This is a genomic window from Stenotrophomonas sp. 220_Sma, from assembly GCF_056487375.1.
Genome location: NZ_CM151348.1, coordinates 2,872,855 through 2,896,536 on the forward strand (window position 1 = coordinate 2,872,855; position 23,682 = coordinate 2,896,536).

The 23,682-nt window shown below is 65.9% G+C and carries 18 protein-coding genes; 10 read left to right on the forward strand and 8 right to left on the reverse strand.

Annotation, left to right across the window (positions count from 1 at the left end):
• The first annotated feature begins 221 nt into the window (after positions 1-221).
• From ACZLIB_RS13500 to ACZLIB_RS13510, 3 genes are read left to right on the forward strand one after another with little or no spacing between them, the layout of a single operon-like run.
• Positions 222-851, forward strand: coding sequence for a superoxide dismutase (locus ACZLIB_RS13500; RefSeq protein ID WP_478467871.1), 630 nt, complete (start codon positions 222-224; stop codon positions 849-851).
• Positions 848-1,423, forward strand: a complete 576-nt coding sequence (locus ACZLIB_RS13505; protein WP_033833194.1) for a flavin reductase family protein — start codon at positions 848-850, stop codon at positions 1,421-1,423. Before ACZLIB_RS13500 ends, ACZLIB_RS13505 begins: the two co-directional genes overlap by 4 nt.
• A complete protein-coding gene (locus ACZLIB_RS13510; protein ID WP_008267331.1) occupies positions 1,423-1,758 on the forward strand; it encodes a tetratricopeptide repeat protein in 336 nt (111 codons plus the stop codon). Before ACZLIB_RS13505 ends, ACZLIB_RS13510 begins: the two co-directional genes overlap by 1 nt.
• Before the next feature lie 5 nt (positions 1,759-1,763).
• Here ACZLIB_RS13510 and ACZLIB_RS13515 read toward each other — a convergent pair whose 3' ends face one another.
• Positions 1,764-2,912: a fatty acid desaturase family protein gene (locus ACZLIB_RS13515; RefSeq protein ID WP_088026244.1), complete on the reverse strand. Its 1,149-nt coding sequence runs from the start codon at positions 2,910-2,912 to the stop codon at positions 1,764-1,766.
• Positions 2,913-2,923: 11 nt separating this feature from the next.
• A complete protein-coding gene (locus ACZLIB_RS13520) occupies positions 2,924-3,994 on the reverse strand; it encodes a ferredoxin reductase (RefSeq protein WP_478467873.1) in 1,071 nt (356 codons plus the stop codon).
• A gap of 92 nt (positions 3,995-4,086) precedes the next feature.
• On the opposite strand from ACZLIB_RS13520, the gene fabR reads away from it, so the two are divergent.
• The 4 genes from fabR to ACZLIB_RS13540 all read left to right on the forward strand — a co-directional run bounded on the left by fabR (position 4,087) and on the right by ACZLIB_RS13540 (position 10,488).
• Positions 4,087-4,743 (forward strand): HTH-type transcriptional repressor FabR, encoded by a 657-nt coding sequence (fabR, locus tag ACZLIB_RS13525; RefSeq protein WP_005409961.1) that lies wholly within the window; start codon positions 4,087-4,089, stop codon positions 4,741-4,743.
• Between the two features lie 793 nt (positions 4,744-5,536).
• Positions 5,537-7,519 (forward strand): autotransporter family protein, encoded by a 1,983-nt coding sequence (locus tag ACZLIB_RS13530; protein WP_478467875.1) that lies wholly within the window; start codon positions 5,537-5,539, stop codon positions 7,517-7,519.
• Between the two features lie 259 nt (positions 7,520-7,778).
• Positions 7,779-9,938, forward strand: a complete 2,160-nt coding sequence (locus tag ACZLIB_RS13535) for a TonB-dependent receptor plug domain-containing protein (protein ID WP_478467876.1) — start codon at positions 7,779-7,781, stop codon at positions 9,936-9,938.
• Entirely contained in the window at positions 9,928-10,488 is a 561-nt protein-coding gene (locus ACZLIB_RS13540) for a thioredoxin-like domain-containing protein (RefSeq protein WP_478467878.1), read from the forward strand. The genes ACZLIB_RS13535 and ACZLIB_RS13540 overlap by 11 nt, the downstream gene beginning before the upstream one ends.
• Before the next feature lie 68 nt (positions 10,489-10,556).
• Here ACZLIB_RS13540 and mntR read toward each other — a convergent pair whose 3' ends face one another.
• Positions 10,557-11,027 carry a manganese-binding transcriptional regulator MntR gene (mntR, locus tag ACZLIB_RS13545; RefSeq protein WP_478467879.1) on the reverse strand — a complete coding sequence of 157 codons (471 nt, stop codon included), beginning with the start codon at positions 11,025-11,027 and terminating at the stop codon, positions 10,557-10,559.
• 116 nt (positions 11,028-11,143) lie between these two features.
• Between mntR and ACZLIB_RS13550 the strand changes: the two genes are divergently transcribed.
• Positions 11,144-12,475: an Nramp family divalent metal transporter gene (locus ACZLIB_RS13550; RefSeq protein WP_478467880.1), complete on the forward strand. Its 1,332-nt coding sequence runs from the start codon at positions 11,144-11,146 to the stop codon at positions 12,473-12,475.
• Positions 12,476-12,946: 471 nt separating this feature from the next.
• Here the strand turns inward: ACZLIB_RS13550 and ACZLIB_RS13555 are convergent, their stop codons facing one another.
• The 4 genes from ACZLIB_RS13555 to ACZLIB_RS13570 form a co-directional block, all read right to left on the reverse strand.
• Entirely contained in the window at positions 12,947-13,273 is a 327-nt protein-coding gene (locus ACZLIB_RS13555; RefSeq protein WP_478467882.1) for a thioredoxin family protein, read from the reverse strand.
• Positions 13,245-13,748, reverse strand: a complete 504-nt coding sequence (locus tag ACZLIB_RS13560; protein ID WP_478467884.1) for a flavodoxin — start codon at positions 13,746-13,748, stop codon at positions 13,245-13,247. Before ACZLIB_RS13560 ends, ACZLIB_RS13555 begins: the two co-directional genes overlap by 29 nt.
• A complete protein-coding gene (locus tag ACZLIB_RS13565; RefSeq protein WP_024957408.1) occupies positions 13,738-14,778 on the reverse strand; it encodes a ribonucleotide-diphosphate reductase subunit beta in 1,041 nt (346 codons plus the stop codon). Before ACZLIB_RS13565 ends, ACZLIB_RS13560 begins: the two co-directional genes overlap by 11 nt.
• A gap of 71 nt (positions 14,779-14,849) precedes the next feature.
• Complete coding sequence (locus ACZLIB_RS13570) at positions 14,850-17,213, reverse strand: ribonucleoside-diphosphate reductase subunit alpha (RefSeq protein ID WP_071229075.1); 2,364 nt, start codon at positions 17,211-17,213, stop codon at positions 14,850-14,852.
• A 433-nt stretch (positions 17,214-17,646) separates the two neighbouring features.
• Here ACZLIB_RS13570 and ACZLIB_RS13575 point away from each other — a divergent pair, with 433 nt between their 5' ends.
• Complete coding sequence (locus ACZLIB_RS13575; protein WP_049400603.1) at positions 17,647-18,624, forward strand: zinc-binding dehydrogenase; 978 nt, start codon at positions 17,647-17,649, stop codon at positions 18,622-18,624.
• Positions 18,625-18,850: 226 nt separating this feature from the next.
• Positions 18,851-21,475, forward strand: a complete 2,625-nt coding sequence (locus ACZLIB_RS13580; RefSeq protein ID WP_478467886.1) for a TonB-dependent receptor — start codon at positions 18,851-18,853, stop codon at positions 21,473-21,475.
• Between the two features lie 98 nt (positions 21,476-21,573).
• Here the strand turns inward: ACZLIB_RS13580 and betT are convergent, their stop codons facing one another.
• A complete protein-coding gene (gene betT / locus ACZLIB_RS13585) occupies positions 21,574-23,553 on the reverse strand; it encodes a choline BCCT transporter BetT (RefSeq protein ID WP_478467888.1) in 1,980 nt (659 codons plus the stop codon).
• Between the last annotated feature and the right edge of the window lie 129 nt (positions 23,554-23,682).

Here is a 23,682-nt window from a genome sequence, read left to right on the forward strand (position 1 = left end):
GCGGGGGCAGCGCATCAGCGCGCCGGTGAGGGTTCGGAAAGCGGGTTCTGGTAGTGCCGGCCGCTGGCCGGCAACCCGACCTTCGCTGAATGCCGGCCAGCGGCCGGCACTACCATGCCTCCGTCTTGACCTCTTGATCTCTTGACCTCAACCAATGTTGAGGTGCGATAACAGTCTCCCCACGGCCAGCCCTCTTGGCCTTCCCCACGGAGATTGCTTCGATGTCGTACTCGCTTCCCCCGCTCCCCTATGCCTATGACGCCCTTGAGCCGCATTTCGATGCGCGCACGATGGAAATCCATCACAGCAAGCACCACCAGACCTACGTCAACAACCTCAATGCCGCCATCGAGCAGGCCGGCATCGCCGAGCAGCCGGTCGAGGCGCTGATCGCCAACCTCGATGCAGTGCCCGAGGCGCAGCGTGGCGCGGTCCGCAACAACGGTGGCGGGCACGCCAATCACAGCCTGTTCTGGACCGTACTCAACGCCAACGGCGGCACGCCCGATGATGAGCTGGCCGCCGCCATCGGCCGCGATCTGGGTGGCTTCGATGCCTTCAAGGAGGCCTTCACCAAGGCCGCGCAGACCCGCTTCGGCAGTGGCTGGGCCTGGCTGACCAGCGATCGCGACGGCCGCCTGAAGGTTGAAAGCAGCGCCAACCAGGACAGCCCGCTGATGGGTGCAACGGTCGGCCTGTCCGGCAATACCCCGATCCTCGCACTGGACGTCTGGGAACACGCCTACTACCTGCACTACCAGAACCGCCGCCCGGACTACATCGGTGCGTTCTTCAACATCATCAACTGGGCCGAGGTCGGCCGGCGCTACCGCCAGGCCCGGGCCTCATGAGCGGCGAGACACTGCCGTACGCCGGGCCGTGGGCGGGGGTCTTCCCCGCCCCGGCCCCGGTGCCGTCGGTCGAGATGCCGCCGCGGGCACTGCGGCGGCTGCTCGGCCACTTTCCTACCGGCGTGGCCATCGTCTGCGCGCGCGATGCGCAGGGCAAGCCCATCGGCCTGACCATCAATTCGTTCGTGCCGGTGTCATTGCAGCCGCCACTGGTGCTGTGGAACCTGGCGTTGCACGCGCAGAGTCTTTCCACCTTCCAGCGCGCCACCCGCTTTGCGATCAGCGTGCTGGCGGCCGACCAGGAAGCACTGGCCCGGCGCTTTGCCGATCCGCAGGTACGCAACCGCTTCGACGGTCTGGCATTGCTGGATGACGACGAGGACGCCCCGCCACGCATCGCCGGTGCGGTAGCGCATCTCACCTGTACCCGCCACGCACAGTGGCCGGTGGGCGATCACCTGTTGCTGGCCGGCCGCATCATCGAAGTGCACGAGAACGGCGGCGCGCCGCTGCTGTTCCATCGCGGCCGCTTCCAGCCGGGACCGGCCGAGCTGCTGGTGGAGGTGCGCTGATGAACATCGAGGCTCTGGAATGCATGCTCGCCAGCGGCAAGGACGGCGCGCTGCTGCGCTTCGGCCTGGGCAAGGGCTGGCTGGATGCCGGCAACCCGGTGCGCGCGGCAACCCATCTGGGCCGTTGCGTGGTCCTTGATCCGCAGTATTCGGCGGCGTGGAAGCTGCTGGGCAAGGCCTGGCTGGCCAGTGGCCAGCCGCAGGCGGCGCGCGAAGCGTGGCAACGCGGGCTGAGCGTGGCCGGCAGCAAGGGCGACCAGCAGGCACGCAAGGAAATGCAGGTATTCCTGCGTCGCCTGGACCGCGAACAGGCGGCCCTGGCGAAGGCGGGCTGAGTCGATCAGCCCGCGTTGGCCGATGCCGGTGCGGACATGATGTCCGACATCGGCAGGCGGCGCGGCTTGCTCGGGAACGCGTGGCGCAGGATGCGCCAGACCACCTGGCCGAACTGGCGCGGCAGCGAGCCGTTGTTGTAGTGCTGGCCGTAACGGCGGCAGATGTCCTTCACTTCCTTGGCGATGGCCGCATAGCGGTTGGCCGGCAGGTCCGGATAGAAGTGGTGCTCGATCTGGTGGCTGAGGTTGCCCGACAGCACGTTGATCAGGAAACCGCCACTGATGTTCGACGAACCGCGCAGCTGGCGCAGGTACCAATGGCCGCGCGACTCATTGCGCAGGCACTCCTTCGGGAAGGTTTCCGATTCGGCGGTGAAGTGCCCGCAGAAGATGATCACGTAGGTCCAGATGTTGCGCAGGCCGTTGGCGACCAGGTTGCCCAGCATCACCGTGAGGAAGAACGGACCGGCCAGCAGCGGGAAGAACACGTAGTCCTTCAGCACCTGGCGCAGCATCTTGCGCGCCACCGGGCGGGTCTGCATCCACATCGCACGGCCACTGATGCGGCCCTTCAGCCAGCGGCCCAGGCGCAGGTCCTGCGCGGCCACGCCCCACTGGAACAGCAGCGCGAAGATCGGCGCGATGATCGGCTGCAGCAGGTAGAACGGCTTCCAGCGCTGTTCCGGGAAGATGCGCAGCAGGCCGTAGCCGATGTCATCGTCCATGCCACGCACGTTGGTGTAGGTGTGGTGGCGGAAATTGTGGGTCTTGCGCCAGTTGTCGGCGGTGGCAACGATGTCCCACTCGTAGGTGTTGCCGTTGAGCTTGGGGTCGCCGGTCCAGTCGAACTGGCCGTGCATGACGTTGTGGCCCAGCTCCATGTTCTCCAGGATCTTCGACAGCGCCAGCAGCAGCGTGCCGGTGATCGCGGCCGGCCACAGCAACGGCATCCAGAACAACGGCGAGAACGCCGCCAGGAACAGCAGGCCACGGCCACCCACGCCGAACCAGCGCACGGCGGCGGCCACGCGGCGGATGTAGCGGGTATCGGAGGCGCCGAGGCTGCCGATCACACGGTCGCGGATCGCGTCGAGTTCCTCACCGAAGGCATGCATCTCGGCGGTGCTCAGGGCACGGTCGGTAGCGCGGGTCATGGCAGGCGTCCTCAGAGATCCAGGGTCAGGTCGGTGGTCGGTGCGCTCACGCAGATCCGCACCGGCTGTGCCGATTCGGACTGCAGGTCGCCGGTGCGCAGGTGGCGGGTGGCGCCACTGACGCGGTCACAGCTGCAGCTGTTGCAGATACCCATGCGGCAGCCGTGTTTGGGCTTGATGCCATGGGCTTCGAGGCTTTCCAGCAGCGAGCGGCCACGCGGCACGCTCAATTGGCGGCCACTGCGCGCAAGCGTCAGCGACACCTCACCTTCGCTGCTGGCATCGCGCAGCGGCGCCGGCGGTGTGAAGGCTTCGGCCTGGAAACCGGCCACCTGGTGCGCCAGACGCTCGCGCGCAGCGGCAACGAAGCCGTCCGGGCCGCAGGCCAGCACATGGCGCTGCGCCAACGGCGTGTCATCGCCGGCCACCTGCAGATCATGGGTATCGATACGCGCGGCCGGCGCCTCACCCTCGCGGGTGGTCAGCAGATGCACGCGCAGGTTCGGATGCGCTGCGGCCAGCGCCTGCAGTTCATCACGGAACTGCAGATGGGCAGCGGTACGCTCCCAGTAGAACAGGTCCACGGGCGCGGCCAGCGGGCGCTGGCAGGCGTCGCGCAACAGGCTGCGCATCGGCGTGATGCCACTGCCGGCCGCCAGCAGCAAGACCGGCGCCGCGGCCGGCATATGGAATTCGCCGAAGGCGGCATCGAGGCGGAACAGTTCGCCCGGCTGCGCATGATTGACCAGATGCTGGCTGACCCGGCCGCCATCGACCGCCTTGACGGTGATCGCCAGCTCGCGCCGACCCAGTGCGGTAGGGCTGTAGCTGCGCTGCCACAGGCGTCCTTCAATCTCGACGCCGAGGGTGACGTGCTGGCCAGCGCGCATGCCAGCCCAGTGCCGGTTGGTGCGCAGGACCAGGGTCGCCGCGCCCTCGCCGGCCGGCTCGCGCCGGACCAGGCGGGCCACCGGCTCGCGCAGGGTCCACAGGGGATTGAGCTGGCCCGCCCAGAAATCGAACAGCGACGGCGAGACCCAGCGGTATGGAGAGAACAGGGACGGACGGACGACAGCGCTCATGGGCGCACTATACGGGCGCACATACACCTGTGTATACATGTGTATATTGAACCGGATTGGGTATGATTCAGCCTCGCCCCACCGGAACCCCCATGGCCGCCGCCACCGCCTTGTCGACGCCCGAAGATGCCAACAGCCCGGCCCGCCGTACGGTGAGCCGTGAGGATCTGCTGGCAGCCGCCCTGAAACTGATCGGGCCGCACCGCAGCCTGTCCACGCTCAGCCTGCGCGAAGTGGCACGTGAGGCTGGCATCGCGCCGAACAGCTTCTACCGGCAGTTCCGCGACATGGACGAACTGGCCGTGGCGCTGATCGATGCGGCCGGCCGCTCGCTGCGCACCATCATCGGCGAGGCCCGGCAGCGCGCCACCTCCACCGCCACCAGCGTGGTGCGGGTCTCGGTGGAGACCTTCATGGAACAGCTGCGCGCCGACGACAAGCTGCTGCACGTGCTGCTGCGCGAGGGCGCAGTCGGCTCGGACGACTTCAAGCATGCGGTCGAACGCGAGCTGCACTACTTCGAGGAAGAGCTGCAGCACGACCTGGTGCGCCTGGCCGCACTGGATGGCGCCGTACTGCATGCCCCGGAACTGGTGGCCAAGGCCATCACCCGGCTGGTGTTCGCGATGGGCGCCACCGCCATGGACCTGCCGCCGGAGAAGGATCCGGAGCTGGTCGAGCAGATCTCCACGATGATCCGCATGATCATCGTCGGCGCCCGTACCCCCGCCGCGTTCCGCCGCGGCTGATCGAGGCCCCTGGGTCGGATCCCTTTCCAGAGGAAAGGGCTCTGAGCCGTCCCCGACTCCATGCCCCCCCGCCACGCAGCGCCACGGCGCCGATGAACTGTGGCCGCTGTCACGGATTTACATTGCAGATGCGCAGCTTGAGCATCCTGCACGCGCCATTCACTGCGCTCTCACGCACGCTGAACTATTCAGACCACGCGCTCCATTCAGTTTGGTGAGTTATTGAACGGGGTTTGAATCCGGCAAGTGCCGCTGCAGTCGTTTCAAATTAATTGCATGGCCCAGGCAAGACCCGATCCGCACAGTGCCGCCTCCGGTCCTGCGGATGCAGGTCCACCCCAATAGGCTTCAAGGAGAAACACCCATGCGCATGATGCAGTTCACGCCGAAGTTTCCTTCCACGTTTGTCCGTTCACGGTTGGGTCTGGCCGTAGCCAGCTCATTGATGCTCGCCGCCATGGGCACCGCAAATGCTGTCGACGTCGGCCCAGGCCAGACCGTCACCATTACCCCAGGAAGTGCATTCGAAGGACAGAATCTCTCCGTCCATGGAGGAACCGCCAATGTTCTCGGCGCTCGCATGGGTGCACTGGACTCGTACTCTGCAGGCGGCACCTACCAAACAATCATCAATGCAGATGGTGCTGCCTTCACGTCATCCACGAGCAATTTCGTACGGAGCTCAACAGCGGTCTTCCGCAATTCGGTGCTGAGCGCTACAACCGGCCCGGCCCTTGGTTTGGCACGATCAGGCGCCGTCGATGGCAATGGGCGGCCCTATCCCAGGGCGACGTTGATCAATAGCTCCCTCACCTCCACGCGCGTTGGATTGCAGGTGTTCGCCGGCGGTTACGCCGATGCCGACAGTTCGACCATTTCCGGCGGTACGTATGGGGTCTCTGTCGGTGCGGGCTCCGTTTCGCTGCGCAATGGCTCGACGGTCAACGGAGTCACGGCTGGGATCCTGATCCTCTCAAGCCCAACCATCGAAGAGAATCTTGCGGACTGGGGCGTCACGGTCGATGGCTCACACATCGAAGCAAGCAACGGCAGTGCCATTTTGTTCGGCGCTCATCTGCCTTCTGTATCCCGCCCGGATACGCTGTTGATACAGAATGGTGCGACTCTGGTGGGGAGCAATGGCGTCCTCATCTCCACCCGCAACAACGCCCACTTCGACGTCACCGCCCGCACCTCCACGCTCAACGGCGATATCACCATCGCCGATACCGCCACCGGCACGCTGCGCTTCCTTGACGGCCTCGACCTCACCGGCCGCATCCTCGGCCCGGCCGACGTCATCGTCGACCAGGGCGGCCGCTGGACGCTGTCCGGCGACAGCAACACCGGCAACCTCACCCTGGGTGCAGGCAGCAATATCTTCCTCGGTGCCGCGGGTACGGCTGCCTATCCGCAGCTGACCGTCAACGGCAACTACGCCGGCAATGGCGGCACCCTGCACTTCAACACGGTGCTGGCCGGCGACGACGCAGCGAGTTCGCGCATGCACGTGACCGGTGATACCAGCGGCACCACCCAGGTCACCGTCAACAACATTGCCGGCGCTGGTGCACAGACCGTCAACGGCATTCCGCTGGTGCAGGTGGATGGTGCCAGCAATGGCAGGTTCACTCTGCAGGGCCGTGCCATCGGCGGCATGCACGAGTACTTCCTGCACAAAGGCTCGCCGGGCGCAGCCAATGGCAACTGGTACCTGACCTCGGCCTACACCGGCAATCCGTGCGACATCAATCCGGCGCTGCCGGAGTGTGCGCCGGTGGATCCGGTCGATCCTGTTGACCCGGTCGATCCGGTGGATCCGGTGGACCCGGTCAATCCCGTCGATCCGGTCCCCGTGCTGCGTCCGGAGCCGGGCGCGTACCTGGCCAACCAGGCCGCGGCCGTGCAGATGTTCCAGCTGCGCCGCCATGACCGCGGCGAGCCCGGCTTCGACCGCGCCCGCATCGGCACCTGGGTGCGCGCCGGGCGTGACCAGCTGCAGGCGAACGTGGCCGGCCAGGTTGACGCCCGTACCCACATCAACACCCTGCAGCTGGGCAGCGATGTCTGGCGCTGGGGCGATGGCCGTGGCCAGGTCGGCCTGATGCTCGGCACCGGCGAGGCGACCACGCAGGCGGTGTCGACGCTGAGCGGTTATGGCACCCGCGGCAAGGTCAAGGGCAAGTCGGCCGGTGTCTACCTGGGCTGGGTGCAGGATGCACAGAGCAGTGCCGGCCTGTATGTGGACGGCTGGCTGCAGGCAGCACGCTTCGACAACGAGGTGCAGGGCGAAGGCATCGCCCGCGAGACCTACGACTCCAGGACCCGCAGCGCATCGCTGGAAGCCGGATATGCCTGGGCCATTCGCAGTAGTGAGGCCAGCACGCTGTACCTGCAGCCGCAGGCGCAGCTGACCTGGACCGACTACGACGGTGACAGCCTGATCGAAAACAATGGCACCACGGTCGAGGATGGTCGCGGCGGCGGCCTCAACAGCCGCCTCGGCGTACGCCTGTTTGGCCAGGGCACGCTGCAGGGCAACCGCGTGCAGCCGTTCCTGGCGGCGAACTGGCTGCGTGGCCAGCGCGATGAGGCCATGCGCTTCAACAGCGAGTCGCTGAGCGCGAAGACGCCGGAGAACCGCTACGAAGTGCAGGCCGGTGCCCAGCTGCAACTGGGCCAGCGCTGGAGCGCATGGGGTGACCTGCGTGTGCAGCGTGGCGACAGCGGCTATCGCAACCACGGTGCCCAGGTGGGCCTGCGCGCCGCCTGGTAATCCCCTCGCCGCCCCGGGGCCAGACCGGGGCGGCGTTCCTCGATTTCGATCGCACCCTGCCGGGCATGACATCCGGCAGGGTTCTGCCGCCTAATTGTAATGCTATAACACCGTCGTCCGCGATGTTCTGATCCGGCTTTCGGCTTCGTGATTGCATGGACTTATTTATATAGCCGTTGCTATATCTATGACCCTCTGCTTTCATATGCGTCAGCCAGGTCGCCCTCGCCGCCTTTCCTCTCCCAAGGACGACGCCCTCATGCCCGTTTCCAGACCCCTTTCCCGCCGGCTGCCTCTGGCTGCCGCCATCGCCCTGACCCTGCCGTTGCCCGTGCTGGCAGCCACACCGAAGCCGACCGAGTTGGACCGCGTGCAGGTCAAGGTCAGCACTGCAACCCGCAGCGAACGCCTGCTGTCCGATGTCCCGATCCGCACCGAAGTGCTGCGCAAGGAAGACATCGCGCTGCGCGCGGCCACTGACTTCTCGCGTGCCGCCGAACTGATCAATGGCCTGCGCGTGGAAAGCAACTGCCAGAACTGCAACACCAGCGAGGTACAGCTGCTGGGCCTGCCCGGCGCCTACAACCAGCTGTTGTTCGATGGCATCCCGTTGCTGTCCACATTGGGCAGCGTGTACGGCCTGGAACAGATCCCGGCCGGGTTCGTCGACCGCATCGAAGTGGTCAAGGGCGGCGGCTCGGCACTGTACGGCCCGGGCGCGGTGGCCGGAGTGATCAACCTGATCCCGCCGCTGCCGGCGCGCAGCGGTGGCCATGTGCAGGCCGGCGTGGATGTCTTGAAGGGTACGCCGCAGAAGAACGCCGACGTGCGGCTGGACCTGGTGGCCAAGGACGCCGATGCCGGGCTGTCGGTGATCGCCCAGCGCAACTGGAACAGTGGCATCGACTACAACGGCGACGGCTACACCGAGATCACCCGCAAGAACCTCAAGGTCGGCGGGCTGCAGGCCTGGTACGCGCCCACGCCGGGCACACGGCTGCGCCTGGACCTGCAGGTGACCGATGAAACCCGCCGCGGCGGCAACCGCCTGGACCAGCCCGAATACCTGGCCAACATCGCCGAATCGCTGGATACGAAGTACCGGCGCGGCAGCGTGTCGTGGGATCAGGAGATCAATGCCGACGTCGATTTCCGCTTGGCCTATGCCTTCGCCGACATCGACCGTGACAGCTTCTATGGCGGCCTGGGCGATGTGGTCACCAATCCGTCTGCGCCCGGCTATGACCCGTCGCAGCTGGACCCGAACGTGGCCGGCAGCGCGGCCTCGCGGTCGTGGCGCCAGTACGGCCGCACCCACAATCCGCTGCACTACATCGACAGCCAGTTGAACTGGCGGTTGGGGGCGCACGCGCTGGCCTTCGGCGTGCAGTACAAGCACGAGGCGCTGCGCGACGACAACCGCAGCGGTGACGGCCAGCGGCTGGCGGTGCTGGAAGATGCCACCTTCCACAACCTCGGTGCCTTCATCCAGGACGAGTGGAGCCTGCGCGACAACGTCGACCTGGTGCTGGGTGCGCGCGTGGACAAGAGCTCGGAGCTGGACAGCGCGGTGTTCTCGCCGCGCATCGCGCTGGCCTGGCAGGCCACGCCCAACCTGAAGTGGCGGGCAGGCATTGCCACCGGCTTCCGTGCACCGGAGATCTTCGTCGAGGATGTGCATGTCGATACGCTGGGGGCCGAACAGGTGCGCGTGCGCAACACCGACGGCCTGAAGGAAGAGCGCGCGTTGACCACCCTGTTCGGCTTCGACTGGCGATCTGACCCGGCCAATCCGGTGTGGAGCTGGGATGCCACCGCCTCGTATGCGCGCATCCGCGACACCTTCGCACTGGGCGAGATCCAGCGCGGCGACGACGGCCAGCTCAGCCAGCTGCGCTACAACGCGTCCGGTTCCAATGTGCTGGGCGCGGAAACCAACCTCGGCTGGCAGCCGTCGCCGCAGTGGCGCCTGACCGCGGGTGCCTCGTGGTACCGCTCGCGCTTCCGCGAACCGCAGCGCATCTTCGACGACACCGGCGACGGCGGCGACACCGTGATCGAAAGCCGCGACTACCTGAAGACCCCACGCTGGACCGGCCTGGCCCAGCTCAGCTGGATGCCGGCCGAGCCGTGGGAGACCTTCGTCGCGCTGCGCCACACCGGCCCGATGTCGGTGCTGAACAACCGGCTGGGCGAACTGCACCGCACGCGTTCGTTCCTGGTCACCGACCTGGGTGCGCGCTGGCACCGTCATATGGGCGCGCGGGCGCAGCAGGAAGTGTCGGTGGCCGCAGGCGTCAAGAACGTGTTCGATCAGCGCCAGAAGGATCTGGAAGTGGGCGCGTTGCGTGACAGCGACTATGTCTACGGACCGCGTTTCGCGCGCTCGTGGTACGTCAACCTGCGCTATGCGTTCTGAGCTGCATCGAGCGTTGTTGCTGGCCTGTGCCGTGCTGCTGGCCGCACCGGCGATGGCTGCGGACCTCCATGCGCAGGTCTCGGCCTCGCTGATGCGGCCGGAACAGCGCTCGCTGCGGCCGATGCAGTGGTCATCGCCACCGAAGCTGGTGGCGTTGTACTTCGGCGCCGACTGGTGCGCGCCCTGCCATGCTTTCGTACCCACCCTGCGCAGCGTGCGTGACGCGTTGCGCGAGGCCGGCGCCGATACCGAAGTGGTGTACGTCAGCCTGGATGAGAGCGAGGCCGCGCTGCGCCGCTACATGCACGCGCAGGACATGCCATGGCCGGTGCTGGACCCGCGCCGCGCCGCGCGCATGCCGGCACTGCAGGCGTTGGCGGGGCTGGCACCGCCGAATCTGGTGCTGATCGATGCCGACGGCGCCGTGCTGGCCAATGGCTGGCAAGGCCGGCGTTATGAAGGCCTGCAGCCGGTGTTGAAGGAATGGGCAAAGCAGGCGTGTGCGCAGCAGCAGGCCCGTTGTCCCAACGCCGGCATCCAATCGCGGTAGCGCCGGGCTATGCCCGGCGAAATGCGTGACGCAACATTACGGCCGCCGGGCATGGCCCGGCGCTACCGTTACGGCGTCTCGCCCTCGGCCTTGCGCACGAACGCTTCGAACAGCGCCAGCGTCTGCTCGCTTACATGGTGCTCGATACCCTCGGCATCGCGCCGCGCGGTATCCGGGTCCACGCCCAGCGCCAGCAGGAAACGCTCCACGGTCTGATGACGCTGGCGACTGGCATGCGCCAGCGCCTCGCCTTCCGGGGTCAGGAACACGCCGCGGTACGGCCGCTGTACCACCCAGCCATCCCGGGCCAGCCGCCGCAGCATCTTCGCCACAGTGGGCTGGGCCACGCCCAGGCGGGTGGCGATGTCGACCTGGCGGGCCTCGCCGCCGTCGGCCAGCAGGTCCGAGATCAGCTCGACATAGTCCTCCACCAGCTCCATCCGGTGCGCCTCGCGCACTTGCCGGAAGCTCTCGACCTGGCGCTCGGCCTCGATCAAGGGGGTGCTTTTCAGCGATGTCGAATCGTCGGTCTTGCCCACGCCTGCGCCTGTCCTTCCGGTTGTTCCGGTGTTGAACCTGAATTCTGGACCAGTAACGCGATAAAGACGATTGTTTCACATTGCTAATGACTATAGCAGGAGCTATATTCGGAGCCATGAATACCCTGGCACCCCGCGACCCTTCGGCCTCCACTCCGGCCAGCCTGGGTGCGCTCAACGCCTCGGTGGCGGTGCCCGACAAGGGCCATTGGTGGTTCCGCCTGCTGGCCTTCCTCGGCCCGGGCTACATGATCTCGGTCGGCTACATGGACCCGGGCAACTGGGCCACCGACCTCGCCGGCGGTTCGCGCTTCGGCTACCTGCTGCTGTCGGTCATCCTCATTTCCAACCTGATGGCGGTGATCCTGCAGGCGCTGTCGGCGCGGCTCGGCATCGCCACCGGAATGGACCTGGCCCAGGCCTGCCGTGCCCGATACCCGAAGCCGGTGAACCTGGCGTTATGGGCGCTGTGCGAGGCGGCGATCATCGCCTGCGACCTGGCCGAAGTGATCGGCACCGCGATCGCGCTGAAGCTGCTGTTCGACCTGCCGTTGCTGTGGGGCGCGGTCATCACCGCGCTGGACACGCTGCTGGTGCTGCTGCTGATGAACCGCGGTTTCCGTGCGCTGGAAGCCTTCGTGATCGCGCTGCTGATGGTGATCTTCGCCTGCTTCGTGGTGCAGATCGCGATGGCCGCACCACCGGTGATGGCGGTGCTGGGCGGCTTCATTCCGCGCGCGCAGGCGGTGACCGATCCGCATGCGCTGTACATCGCCATCGGCATCATTGGCGCCACGGTGATGCCGCACAACCTGTACCTGCATTCGTCGATCGTGCAGACCCGTGCCTACCCGCGCACCGATGAGGGCCGTCGCAGCGCGCTGCGCTGGGCGGTGACCGACAGCACCATTGCGCTGACCCTGGCACTGTTCATCAACGCCAGCATACTGATCCTGGCGGCGGCGGTGTTCCATGCCAATGGCCGATTTGATGTGGAAGACATCGAGCAGGCGCACCAGCTGCTGGCGCCCATGCTCGGCGTAGGCGCGGCGGCGACACTGTTTGCGATTGCGCTGCTGGCCTCGGGCCTGAATTCAACGGTGACCGCCACGCTGGCCGGGCAGATCGTAATGGAAGGCTTCCTGCACCTGCGTCTGCCGCCGTGGCTGCGGCGGCTGATCACGCGGGCGCTGGCGATCATTCCGGTGGTGGTGGTGATCATGCTGTTTGGCGACCAGGGGGCGGTAAAGCTGCTGGTGCTGAGCCAGGTGGTGCTGTCGATGCAGCTGCCGTTCGCGATCATCCCGCTGGTGCGGATCGTGACCGACAAGGTGACGATGGGCGCGCTGGTGGCCCCGCGCTGGCTGGGCAGCATCGCCTGGGTGATCGCACTGGTGATCGTGGTGTTGAACGTGAAGCTGCTGGTGGATACCTTCAGCGGCGGGTAATGCCAAACGCCGGGCTCGGTCCTGCCCCAAGTAGATCCACGCCATGCGTGGATGCCTTTGTAGAGTCGAGCCATGCTCGACTCATCGCACACCGCGCGCAAAGCAGTCGAGCATGGCTCGACTCTACAGAAAGCAAATCCCGCCAGCAGATCCGCGCCACGCGTGTATGCCTTTGTAGAGTCGAGCCATGCTCGACTCATTCCATCACCGCGCGAACAGCAGTCGAGCATGGCTCGACTCTACAGAAAGCAGATCCCGCCAGCAGATCCGCGCCATGCGTGGATGCCTTTGTAGAGTCGAGCCATGCTCGACTCATTCCATCACCGCGCGAACAGCAGTCGAGCATGGCTCGACTCTACAGAAAGCAAATCCCGCCAGCAGATCCGCGCCACGCGTGTATGCCTTTGTAGAGTCGAGCCATGCTCGACTCATTCCATCACCGCGCGAACAGCAGTCGAGCATCGCTCGACTCTACAGATACAGCGCAATGGCGGCTTCAATCTGCTGCGGCGACTGGAACCCGGCCAGGCGCGTGCGTTCGTCGCCGTCACGGAACAGGGACAGCGTCGGCGTCTGCCGCAACCCCAGTCCGCTGAAGAACGCTTCACCCAGCACTTCCAGCTGCACGCGCAGCAGGGTGATGCCCTGCCCTGCACTGCTGGTCGCCACGCGGTGCAGCGACATCTCCAGCATCCGGCACCCTGGGCACTGATCCTTGTGGAAATCCACCAGCACCCGCGGGTGTGCGGCCAGCAGCTGCTGGAACTGCTCAGGCGTGGTGGCGTCGATGATCTGCATCGGTGTTGCTCCAGTAATGGGCCAGGACCGCGTCGGTCCAGGCCTCGATGGCCGCGGCATGGCGAACGCCATGCGGCATCTGTTCGATCTCCAGCGGCGGGTAGTCGCTGCGGAAGTAGCGGATCAGCCGGTGCACGGCGCCGCAGTAGTACTCCTGCCCCCACTGCGTTTCGCCGGTACCGAACACCGCCAGCTGCCGTGGCCGCTCGCCGCGCTCCGTAATACCGGCCACCCACGCCTTCATCTCCGCCGGCGTGCGGCCGGCGTTGTCGGTCCAGCAGCCCAGCAGCACCAGGTCGGCCTCGTCGGCCGCCAGGGGGGGCGCCTGGCGCAGATCGTCGGCCTCCTGCCAGTGCACCGCATGGCCCGCTGCGCGGCAACGCTCGGCAATCTGCCGGCCGAGCTCGCGGGTGTTGCCACTCAACGAGGCCACCACCAGCAGGATGCTCAGCGCTTCGCTGGGCTCAGAGGTCATCGAAGCCGTTGTCGACGTTGGTCTTCTTGTAACTTGCATTGCGCATCTCGAAGAAGTCGGTCTTGGTTTCGGTGAAGTTGTCCGCGTAGGCCTTGATCCACGGCATCACGTTGTCGGTGGTGTCGCTGTACAGGCGCTCGATGCCGAGCATGCCGGCCATCTTGTTGGCGCGGTACTTCACGTAGCGCACCATCTCGTCCACGTCGATGCCGTCGATACCGTCCAGCACCTCCGACGACCACTGCGTCTCCAGCTCGATCGCGTGTTCGAATGATTGGTGCACGTAGGCGGTCAGCTCGTTGGTCTGCAGCTCAGGGTTCTCGCCGATGATGGCGCGGATCAACTCGCTGATGAACTTGGTATGCGCCAGCTCGTCACGGTTGATGAAGCTGATGATCTTGCCCGTACCGTTCATGCGGTTCTGCCGCACCATGTTGTAGAAGTAGGCGAAACCGGAATAGAAGTTGATGCCTTCCAGGATCGAGGACTGGATCAGCGACTTCAGCAGGGTCTCGGCGGTCTTCTCGCGCATGAAGTCGTCATACGCGCCCATGATCGGTGCGTTGCGCTTGATGATGGTCGGGTGGGTGCGGGCGATCTCGAAGATGCGGTTCTGGTTCGGCAGGTCGGTGATAGAGGCCAGCACGTAGCTGTAGCTCTCGTTGTGGATCACTTCCTGCTGGCCGATGATCGCTGCATTGGCATGCGCGGCGGGATCGGTGATGTACTCGGCCACGTTGTAGATGAAGCGGGTCTGCGGTGAGTCGAGCGTGGCGAGCAGGCCGATGATCGAGTCGTAGGCGTTCTTTTCGCGTGCGTTGAGCTCGCCGTACTGGCGGGCATCGAGCTTCATGTCGACCTCGTCAGGTATCCAGAAGTTGGTCGACAGCTCCTTGTAGGCCCGATAGAACGACGGGTACGGAATGTCGTTCCAGTTGAGGATGCCGCTGGTGCGGCCGTTGATGATGCCGGTGCTGCGGTTGGGATGGCGCGGTTCGAGGATCTTGATGCGGTCGAGGGGGGTTGCCATGGGTTTCTGCCTTCGTTCTCTTTCTATCGTGTTGCCGGCCAGCGGCCGGCACTACCGTGGGTCGCCGGTGGTCAGCTGGAGCACCACTCGCATTCGCTGATGTCGATGTCGTTGGAGCGCACGTAGTAGGTGGTCTTCAGGCCCTCGCGCCAGGCGCTCAGATGCAGCTCCAGCAGCGTGCTGGCGCGGATCGTGCTGGGCACGTACAGGTTGAAGCTGATCGACTGGTCGACGTGGCGCTGGCGGCGTGCGTTCTGGCGCACGCTGGCGAACTGGTCGACCTTGTAGGCGCCCTTCTCGTAGTACGGCCAGGTTTCCAGCGACAGGCCCGGCGCGGCCACCGGCCGCCGGAAATCCTTCTTTTCCTCGTAGTAGAACGCGCTGTAGATCGGGTCGATGGAGGCGGTGGAACCGGCAATCTGCGCGGTGCTCATGTTCGGCGCCACCGCCAGCAGCCAACCGTTGCGCAGGCCGTGCGTGGCGACCTCGCGGGCCAGGCTGTCCCAGGCCGCGCCGCTGTAGTCGCGGTCACTGAAGTAGCGGCCGTTGTGCCAGTCGCTGCCGGTGAACATCGGGTAGCTGCCTTTCTCCTTCGCCAGCTGCGCGCTGGCCTGGATGGTCAGGAAGTTGATGCGCTCGTAGAGGCGGTCGGCCAGCTCTTCGGCATCCGGCGATTCCCACTGGATCGCCTGCTGCGCCAGCAGGTGGTGCCAGCCGAAGGTGCCCAGGCCGATGGCGCGGTATTTGCGGTTGGTGATGGTGGCCTGCGGCACCGGCAGCGCATTGAGGTCGATCACGTTGTCGAGCATGCGCACCTGGATCGGGATCAGGCGCTCCAGCACGTCGGTGGCCAGCAGGTCATCCGGCGCACTGATCGCACGTCCGAGGTTGATCGAGGACAGGTTGCAGACCACGAAGTCACCGGCCCGGCGTGTGGTGACGATCTGGTCGCCGCTGACGATCTCCTGGATCATCCGCGTCGGGCTCATGTTCTGCAGGATCTCGGTGCACAGGTTGCTGGAATAGATCATGCCCGCGTGCTTGTTCGGGTTCCTGCGGTTGACCTCGTCGCGGTAGAACAGGAACGGGTTGCCGGTCTCCAGCTGGCTGAGCATGATCCGCTTGAACAGATCGATGGCCTTCACCGTGCGGCGGCTGATGCGCTCATCGGCCACCAGCTCGGCGTAGCGGTCACGGAAGCTGCCAGAACCACGCTTCTCGTCGTAGAAGTCCTGCAGGTACCAGCCCTTGGCCTGCTTCACCTCGTGCGGATCGAACAGGTACCAGTCGGCGCGGCGTTCGACCGCTTCCATGAACAGGTCCGGCACGCAGACCGAGGTGAACACATCGTGCGCGCGCAGGCGCTGGTCGCCGTTGTTGAGGCGCAGGTCCATGAAGGCTTCGATATCGCGGTGCCAGATGTCCAGGTACACCGCCACCGCGCCCTTGCGCTGGCCGAGCTGATCAACCGACACCGCAGTGTTGTTGAGCTGCTTGATCCACGGCACCACGCCACCGGAGGAATTGGCAACGCCACGGATCGGCGCGCCGCTGCTGCGCACATAGCCCAGATAGGCACCAACGCCGCCGCCGTGTTTCGAAACACGGGCGATATCGGTGTTGGAGTCATAGATGCCCTGCAGGCTGTCGTCCACCGTGTCGATGAAGCAGCTCGACAACTGCCCGCCCACCTTGCCGGCATTGGCCAGGGTCGGCGTGGCCACCGTCATGTACAGGTTGGACAGCGCCCAGTACGCCTCTCCGACCAGCTGCATGCGCCGCTCGCGCGGCTTTTCCTCCTGCATCAGGTACAGCGCGATGGTCAGCCAGCGCTCCTGCGGCAGTTCATAGACCTCGCGGCTGCGGTCGCTGGCCAGGTAGCGCGTGGCCAGCAGGTACAGGCCGTTGTACGCGAACAGGCGATCGCGTTCCGGATCGATCATCTCGCCGGCCTGCTGCAATTCTTCCTTCGAGTAGCAGCGCAGGATGTCGTTGCTGTAGATGCCGCGATCGGCCAGGCTTTCCTGCAGGCCCACGTAGGAGCCGTACTTCAGGCCGACGTCGTAGAAGCGGTTGCGGCTGGCGCGCTTGTACAGGCGGCGCAGGTAGATGCGCGCGGCAAACTGTTCCCACTCCGGCGCGACCAGGTCCACGCGCGATTCGGCCTCGCGGATCAGCAGATCGACCAGGTCATCGGCGCTGATGCTCGGTTTGCGTTCGACCATCGACTGCACTACACGGCGGTAGTCGCTCACATCCAGCTGCGGGAACTCGGCATGCACGGCGTCGATGCTGCGCTGCAGGCGCTCGGCCTCGAACGGCAGGCGACGGTTGCCGGCCTCCTTGGTGATCCAGGTCGGCACGCGCTCGCCACCGGCGCGCAAGGCGTCGCCAGCGCCGGCCAGATCGGCCACGCGGAAGGTACTGTCGGTCATGGTGGTGAAACTCCAGGCTCGCACGCGCGTTGGCGGTCGATGCCATGGCGGCCCTGCACGCGATACCGGCGCACGGGGCGGTCGGGGTGGGATGCCAAAGCGCGGGAACACCAGATCGTCGGCAACAGCCTGCGCCTGCGGCCGGTATCCGGGCCGTGGGGGCGATCTGGGTCCGCTCGATGGCGGCCGCGTCGACACGGCAAGCCTTCAGGGGCGGGCCGCGGGACGTTTGCTGCATGTCCGGCGGCGGCGGCTGACCGGGAGTGACGGACACAACATAGTGGGGATATTCCAACCCGTCAACACAAGATGCGGTAATCAGCACATGTCGCGACGATCAGTCGCAGGATGCCGTGTTGCACCTGCGGCGCCTTGTCGACAACGCCTGCGTCCCCAGTTCGGTACAACATCAACTTTCCCCGGAACACCGCCCATGCGCGCTGCCCAGTACCCCTCCTTCGGCGACCCGGCCGACGTCCTTGCCATTGCCGATGCCGCCCTGCCCGAGCCCGGCCCCGGCGAGGTGCGCATCCGCACCGTGCTGGCCTCCATCCACAATCACGACCTGCTGACCGTGCGCGGCCTGTATGGCTACAAGCCAACGCTGCCGGCGATCGGGGGCAGTGAAGCACTGGGCGTGGTCGATGCACTTGGCGACGGCGTCGACGGCCTGCAGATCGGCCAGCGGGTGGCCGCCGCCTCGGTGCACGGCACCTGGGCCGAGGCCTTCATCGCCCCGGCACGCATGGTGATTCCGATGCCGGAGGCGATCCCGGACGAAATGGCCGCGCAGCTGATCGCGATGCCGCTGAGCGCGCTGATGCTGCTGGAATTCCTGCACGTCGAAGCAGGCCAGTGGATCGTGCAGAACACCGCCAACGGCGCGGTGGGCAAATCGCTGGCGATGCTGGCGCGGGCGCGTGGCGTGCATGTGGCCAACCTGGTGCGCAATGCCGATGCGGTCGCACAGTTGAAAGTGCTGGGCATCGATCATGTGTTCGACACCTCGGTGGACGGCTGGAAGGATCGCGTGCGTGAGGCGACCGGCGAAGCGCAGGCCGCGGCCGCGGTGGATTCCATCGGCGGCGACGCCAGCGGCGATCTGGTCGACCTGCTTGGCCACCACGGCACCCTGGTGTCGTTCGGTGTGATGAGCGGCGAACCCATGCGCATTCCCGCCGGCGGCCTGATCTACAAGGAAGCCACGGTGAAGGGTTTCTGGGGCAGCAAGGTCAGCCAGGCGATGGCGGTGGAGGACAAGCGCCGGCTGGTTGGCGAACTGCTGAAGCGCGCGGCGAGCGGCGAACTGACCCTGCCTGTGGAGCAGATCTTCGCACTGGACGACATCGCCCAGGCAGCAAAGGCCGGTGCCGGTTCCGGCCGCAATGGCAAGGTGCTGCTGCGGCCTTGATGGCCGGACAACCGGGGTCAGATCCCTTTCCGTTGGAAAGGGATCTGACCCGCACAGGAGTGCGGACCAACGGTCCGCACCCACCGAAGCACAGACCGCCCCACCGAGGCCACAGACTTTCGTTAAGAACCTGTGATGTATAACTGAATGCGCTTTCGTCATTGGAAGGCGCACGTGGCTGCGTGCGGTACTGACGGCTCCTCCCCCGTTTGGCGTTGTCGCTTCCATGTACCGCACCACCCTGAACCTGCTTGCCGGCGCGATCGCGCTGGGCCTCACCGCCGGCGCTGCCGGCGCCGCTGAAACCGCCGATTCCGGCAAGGACAGCACCACCCTCGGCACCGTGCTGGTGACCGGCTCCAACATCAAACGCAGCGATACCGCCGGGCCCAACCCAGTGCAGATCGTGAGCCGCGAACAGATCGAGCAGACCGGCCGCTCCACCCTCACCGACGTGCTGCGCAACCTGTCGGCCAATGCCGGCAACAGCTTCGACGAGCAGTACACCGGCAGCTTCGCCGCCGGTTCTGCATCGATCGGCCTGCGTGGCCTGTCACCGAAGAACACGCTGGTGCTGGTCAACGGCTATCGGGTGTCCAACTTCGGCTTCGCGCTCAACACCCAGGACACCTTCGTTGACCTCAATGCGCTGCCGATCAGTGCGGTCGAGCGCATCGAAGTGCTGAAGGATGGCGCCTCGGCGGTGTACGGCTCCGACGCCATCGCCGGCGTCATCAACATCATCCTGCGCAAGAACTTCCAGGGCGTGGAAGTCGGCGGCGGCTTCGGTACCGCCACCCAAGGCGGCCTGAACGAACGCAAGGCCAACCTGCTGGCCGGCTTCGGTGATCTGGAACAGCAGGGCTGGAACGTGCTGTTCGGGTTGGACCTGCTCAAGCGCGACCGCCTCGATGGCGATGACCGTGCCTATACCCGCAGCGGCGATTTCCGCGACAAGCCCGGTGGTCGCCTGGCCGGGTGGTCCACTGCCGGTGGCAACTGGCTGAGCAACCCGCGTGCGCCGCAACCGTTCGCCAACTGCCCCGACGGCAGCCAGCTGCGCCCGTACAGCGACTTCGGCAGCACCCTGCCCGGCCAGGCCTGCGCCTTCAATGCGCAGCCGTTCAAGACCCTGCAGCCCGGCGCCGAGCGCCTGCAGGCGTCGCTGAGTGCGACCTACCGCTTCAATGACAGAGTCGAAGCGTTTGCCGATGTGCTGTACAGCCACAACAAGGCCGACCAGATCTTCAGCGCGCCGTTGACCGTCGGCCCCGGCCTGCGCGCCTACAACCCGGCCACCGGCACCCTGATCGATGTGCCGGCGGTGCTGCCGGTCGGCCACCCGAACAACCCGGGCAGCACGCCGCTGCCGTTCGAGTACACCTTCTTCGATCTCGGCCCGCGCCTGAAGGACAACACCCAAGTGTTCTACCGTGCCCTAGCCGGGGTGCGTGGCAGTGGCGAGCGCTGGGACTGGGAAGTGGCAGCGCTGACCTCGCAGAGTGCACAGCGCGAGTACGTCGACAACTTCGTCAACCGCTACGCCTTCGAGCAGATCCTGCGCGATGGCAGCTACAACTTCCTCAACCCGTCCAGCACGCCGGGGGCGCTGGATGCACTGCGCCTGCAGACCAAACGCCCCGGCTGGTACAAGCTGCACTCGTTGAACGTAAAGGCGTCGACCACGCTGTGGGAGCTGCCGGCCGGTGCAGTCGGCTTCGCCTGGGGCGCCGAGTTCCGCAAGGAATCATTGGATGCGCGCACCAGCGCCCAGGTGCTGTCGGGTACCGAGCTGCGCCCGGCCATCAACGTGGTCAACGGCGAGCGCCAGGTCAGTGCCGCCTACGCCGAACTGAGCGTGCCGCTGCACCGCACGCTGGAACTGCAGCTGGCCGGTCGCGGCGACCGCTACGATGACTTCGGCAAGGCGTTCTCGCCGAAGGTGGCATTGCGCTGGCAGCCGCTGGACAGCCTGCTGCTGCGCGGCTCGTTCTCGCGTGGTTTCCGCGCCCCCTCGCTGCCGGAGATCGCGCCGGGCCAGACCGTCAGCTACGGCTCGGTGATCGATCCGTTCGACCCACTGCAACCGGGTGGCAGCCGCGGCGTGACCAACATCCGCACCGGCAACCCGGACCTGAAGGCCGAGCGCTCGCGTAACTTCAACGTGGGTGCGGTGTGGTCGCCGGATGGCGATACCAGCATCGGCCTGGACTGGTACCGCATCGAACAGGACAACCTGGTCAAGCCTGACAGTGCGCAGTTCATCGTCGACAACCCGACCCTGTTCCCGGGCCGCGTACAACGCGAGAACGGTCGCATCCAATTCATCACCAACCAGTACGCCAACCAGGGCGAACTGACCACCTCGGGGCTGGACCTGGACGCCAGCCGTACCTTCCGCACCGACGGTTGGGGCAACTTCACCGTCGCCGGCAGCTGGACCCACCTGCTCAGCTTCAAGCAGCCGCTGGTGGCCGGCCAGGCGCCCTATGACGGGGCCGGCAACAACCGCCACGGCGCACTGCCGCGCACCCGCGGCACCACGTCGTTGAACTGGGCGGTGGGCGACTGGAGCAGCACGCTGAGCCTGCAGTACGTGAGTGGCTACGACCAGCGTGTGGCGACGGTCACCAGCAACCCGGGGCTGCGTGACCGCATCAAGCCGTATCACCAGCTGGATCTTTACGTGGCCTACGAAGGTATTCCCAACACCACGCTGTCGCTGTCGGTGCTGAACCTGACCGACAAGGACCCGCCGTTCGACCCGGCCGGTGGCTCCAACGGTTTCGACATCAGCCAGTACAACCTGCGCGGGCAGTTCGTCTCGCTGGGGGCGCGCTACCGGTTCTGATGCGATATCGGGGCGGCGGTGATGCGCCGCCCCAATTGTGCTGCCGGCCAGCGGCCGGCACTACCACTGACCGCCGGGGCCAGCCCGGCGGTCGTGCATCAACGGCTCAGGTGCAGGAACTGCAGGTGCCGTTCGTACTGGCTGATGATGTCGTTGATGATCTGCTTGCGGCTGTAGCCGACCAGGTCGTAGTCCTGACTGCCTTCGAACAGGTGTACTTCAGCGCGGTAGTAGCGCTGGTTGCGCAGCTGCTGCGCGGCGAACGACGGGGTCAGGTAGCCACTCAGGATCACCCGGTACAGGAAGTCCTGCTGCTCGCCGTGGTTCACCGTCAACTCCATGTCGCCGGCCTCGAACCGCGTGGCCACATCCCAGCCCTGCCCGCGCAGCTGCTCGGCCACCGCCTCCATCGCTGGCTTCACGGTGTCGTCCATGAAGCGGTAGACCTGGTCGCGCACCGGGAAGTGCATGGCCTGGCTCAGGCGCTGGCGCCAGCCCTGATGGTGGCGGTCGTCACCGATCAGCGGCGAGGGCCGGTACTGCAGCGCGCGCTTGCGGTGCGATTCGTCACTGAAGGCGCGGGTCAGGCCCCACATCATCAGCAACAACACCGCCGAGAACGGCAGCGACGCCAGCACCACCGCCGATTTCAGCGCATCGATGCTGCCGGCCAGCAGCAACCCGGCGGTCAGCACCGCGATCACCGTGCCCCAGAACACGCGCAGCCAACGCGGACCATCATCCTCCGGCGCCCCGCCATGCGAGGACAACGTGGACAGCACCACCGCGCCGGAGTCAGCCGATGTCACGAAGAAAATGAAACTGACGAACACCGTCACCGCGATCACCGCCTTGCTCCACGGATACCCATCCAGCAGGGCATACAGCACGGTGGGGGGATCATCTACCGCCAGTTGCGCCAGTTGCTGCTGGCCATGGTGCAGCACCTGGTCCAGTGCACTGTTGCCGAAGATCGACAGCCACGCCAGGGTGAAGCCGAGCGGGATCAGCAGCACGCCGAACACGAATTCGCGGATGGTGCGGCCACGCGAGATGCGGGCGATGAACAGGCCGACGAACGGCGCCCAGCCGATCCACCAGGCCCAGTAGAACACCGTCCAGCCGCCCAGCCATTCCGGTCGGCCGCCATAGGCGTACACATCGAAACTCTTGCCGACCACGCTGCCGAGGTAGTCACCCAGGTTCTGCATCAGCGTGCTGAGCAGATACTGGGTGGGGCCGGCGCACAGCATGAACAGCACCAGCGCGATCGCCAGCAGCATGTTGATGTTGGCCATCCAGCGCACGCCCTTCTCCACGCCTGAAACGGCCACGGCCACCGCCGCGCCCATCATGCTGACCACCAGGATGATCTGCACCAGGTTGGAGTGCGGGATGTTGAACAGGTGCGACAGGCCAGCGTTGAGGTGCAGCACGCCGAAGCCCATGTCGGCGCCGATGCCGAACACGGTGGCGACAATGCCCAGCGCATCCACGGTATAGCCGATCGGGCCATTGATGCGCTTGCCGATCAGCGGGTACAGCGCCGAACGCAGCGCCAGCGGCAGGTTGTGGCGGTAGGCGAAGTAGGCCATTGCCATCGCCGCGAGTGCGAACACGCCCCAGCCATGCAGGCCCCAGTGCAGGAACAGCAGCTGCATGGCCTGGCGCGCGCCGGCCTCACTGGCCGCCGGATCGCCCTGCGGCGGCTGCAGGTAATGGGTCAGCGGTTCGGAGACACAGAAGAAGAACAGGGTGATGCTGATGCCGGCGGCGAACAGCATGCCGGCCCAGGAGAGATAGCTGAACTCCGGCTCGTCATGGTCGGCACCGAGCTTGATGCCACCGTACTTGGACAGCGCCACGCCGACCACGAACACCAGGTAGAGGGTCATCGCCAGCAGGTAGTACCAGCCGACATTGAGTGCGGCCCAGTCCTGCGCCTTGACCAGAAGGCGGCCCGCACCGAGCGGGAACAGGCTGACAAACAGCGCGAACGCCACGACAACAATCGCCGCGAAGGCGAACACAGGTCGAAGGGTGCGCACCGGGGATTGTTGCGGCTCCAGTACTTCCATGGGGCGGCGTTCTCCGGTAGATCAAAGGGTTAGCCGACCGATTCTGGCTGAACCGCAGTGGACAGAGCATGAAGTTGCGGCCTGTGGTCGCAGGCCCTGCCCACCATTCCGTGTTATCACGCGCGCGCC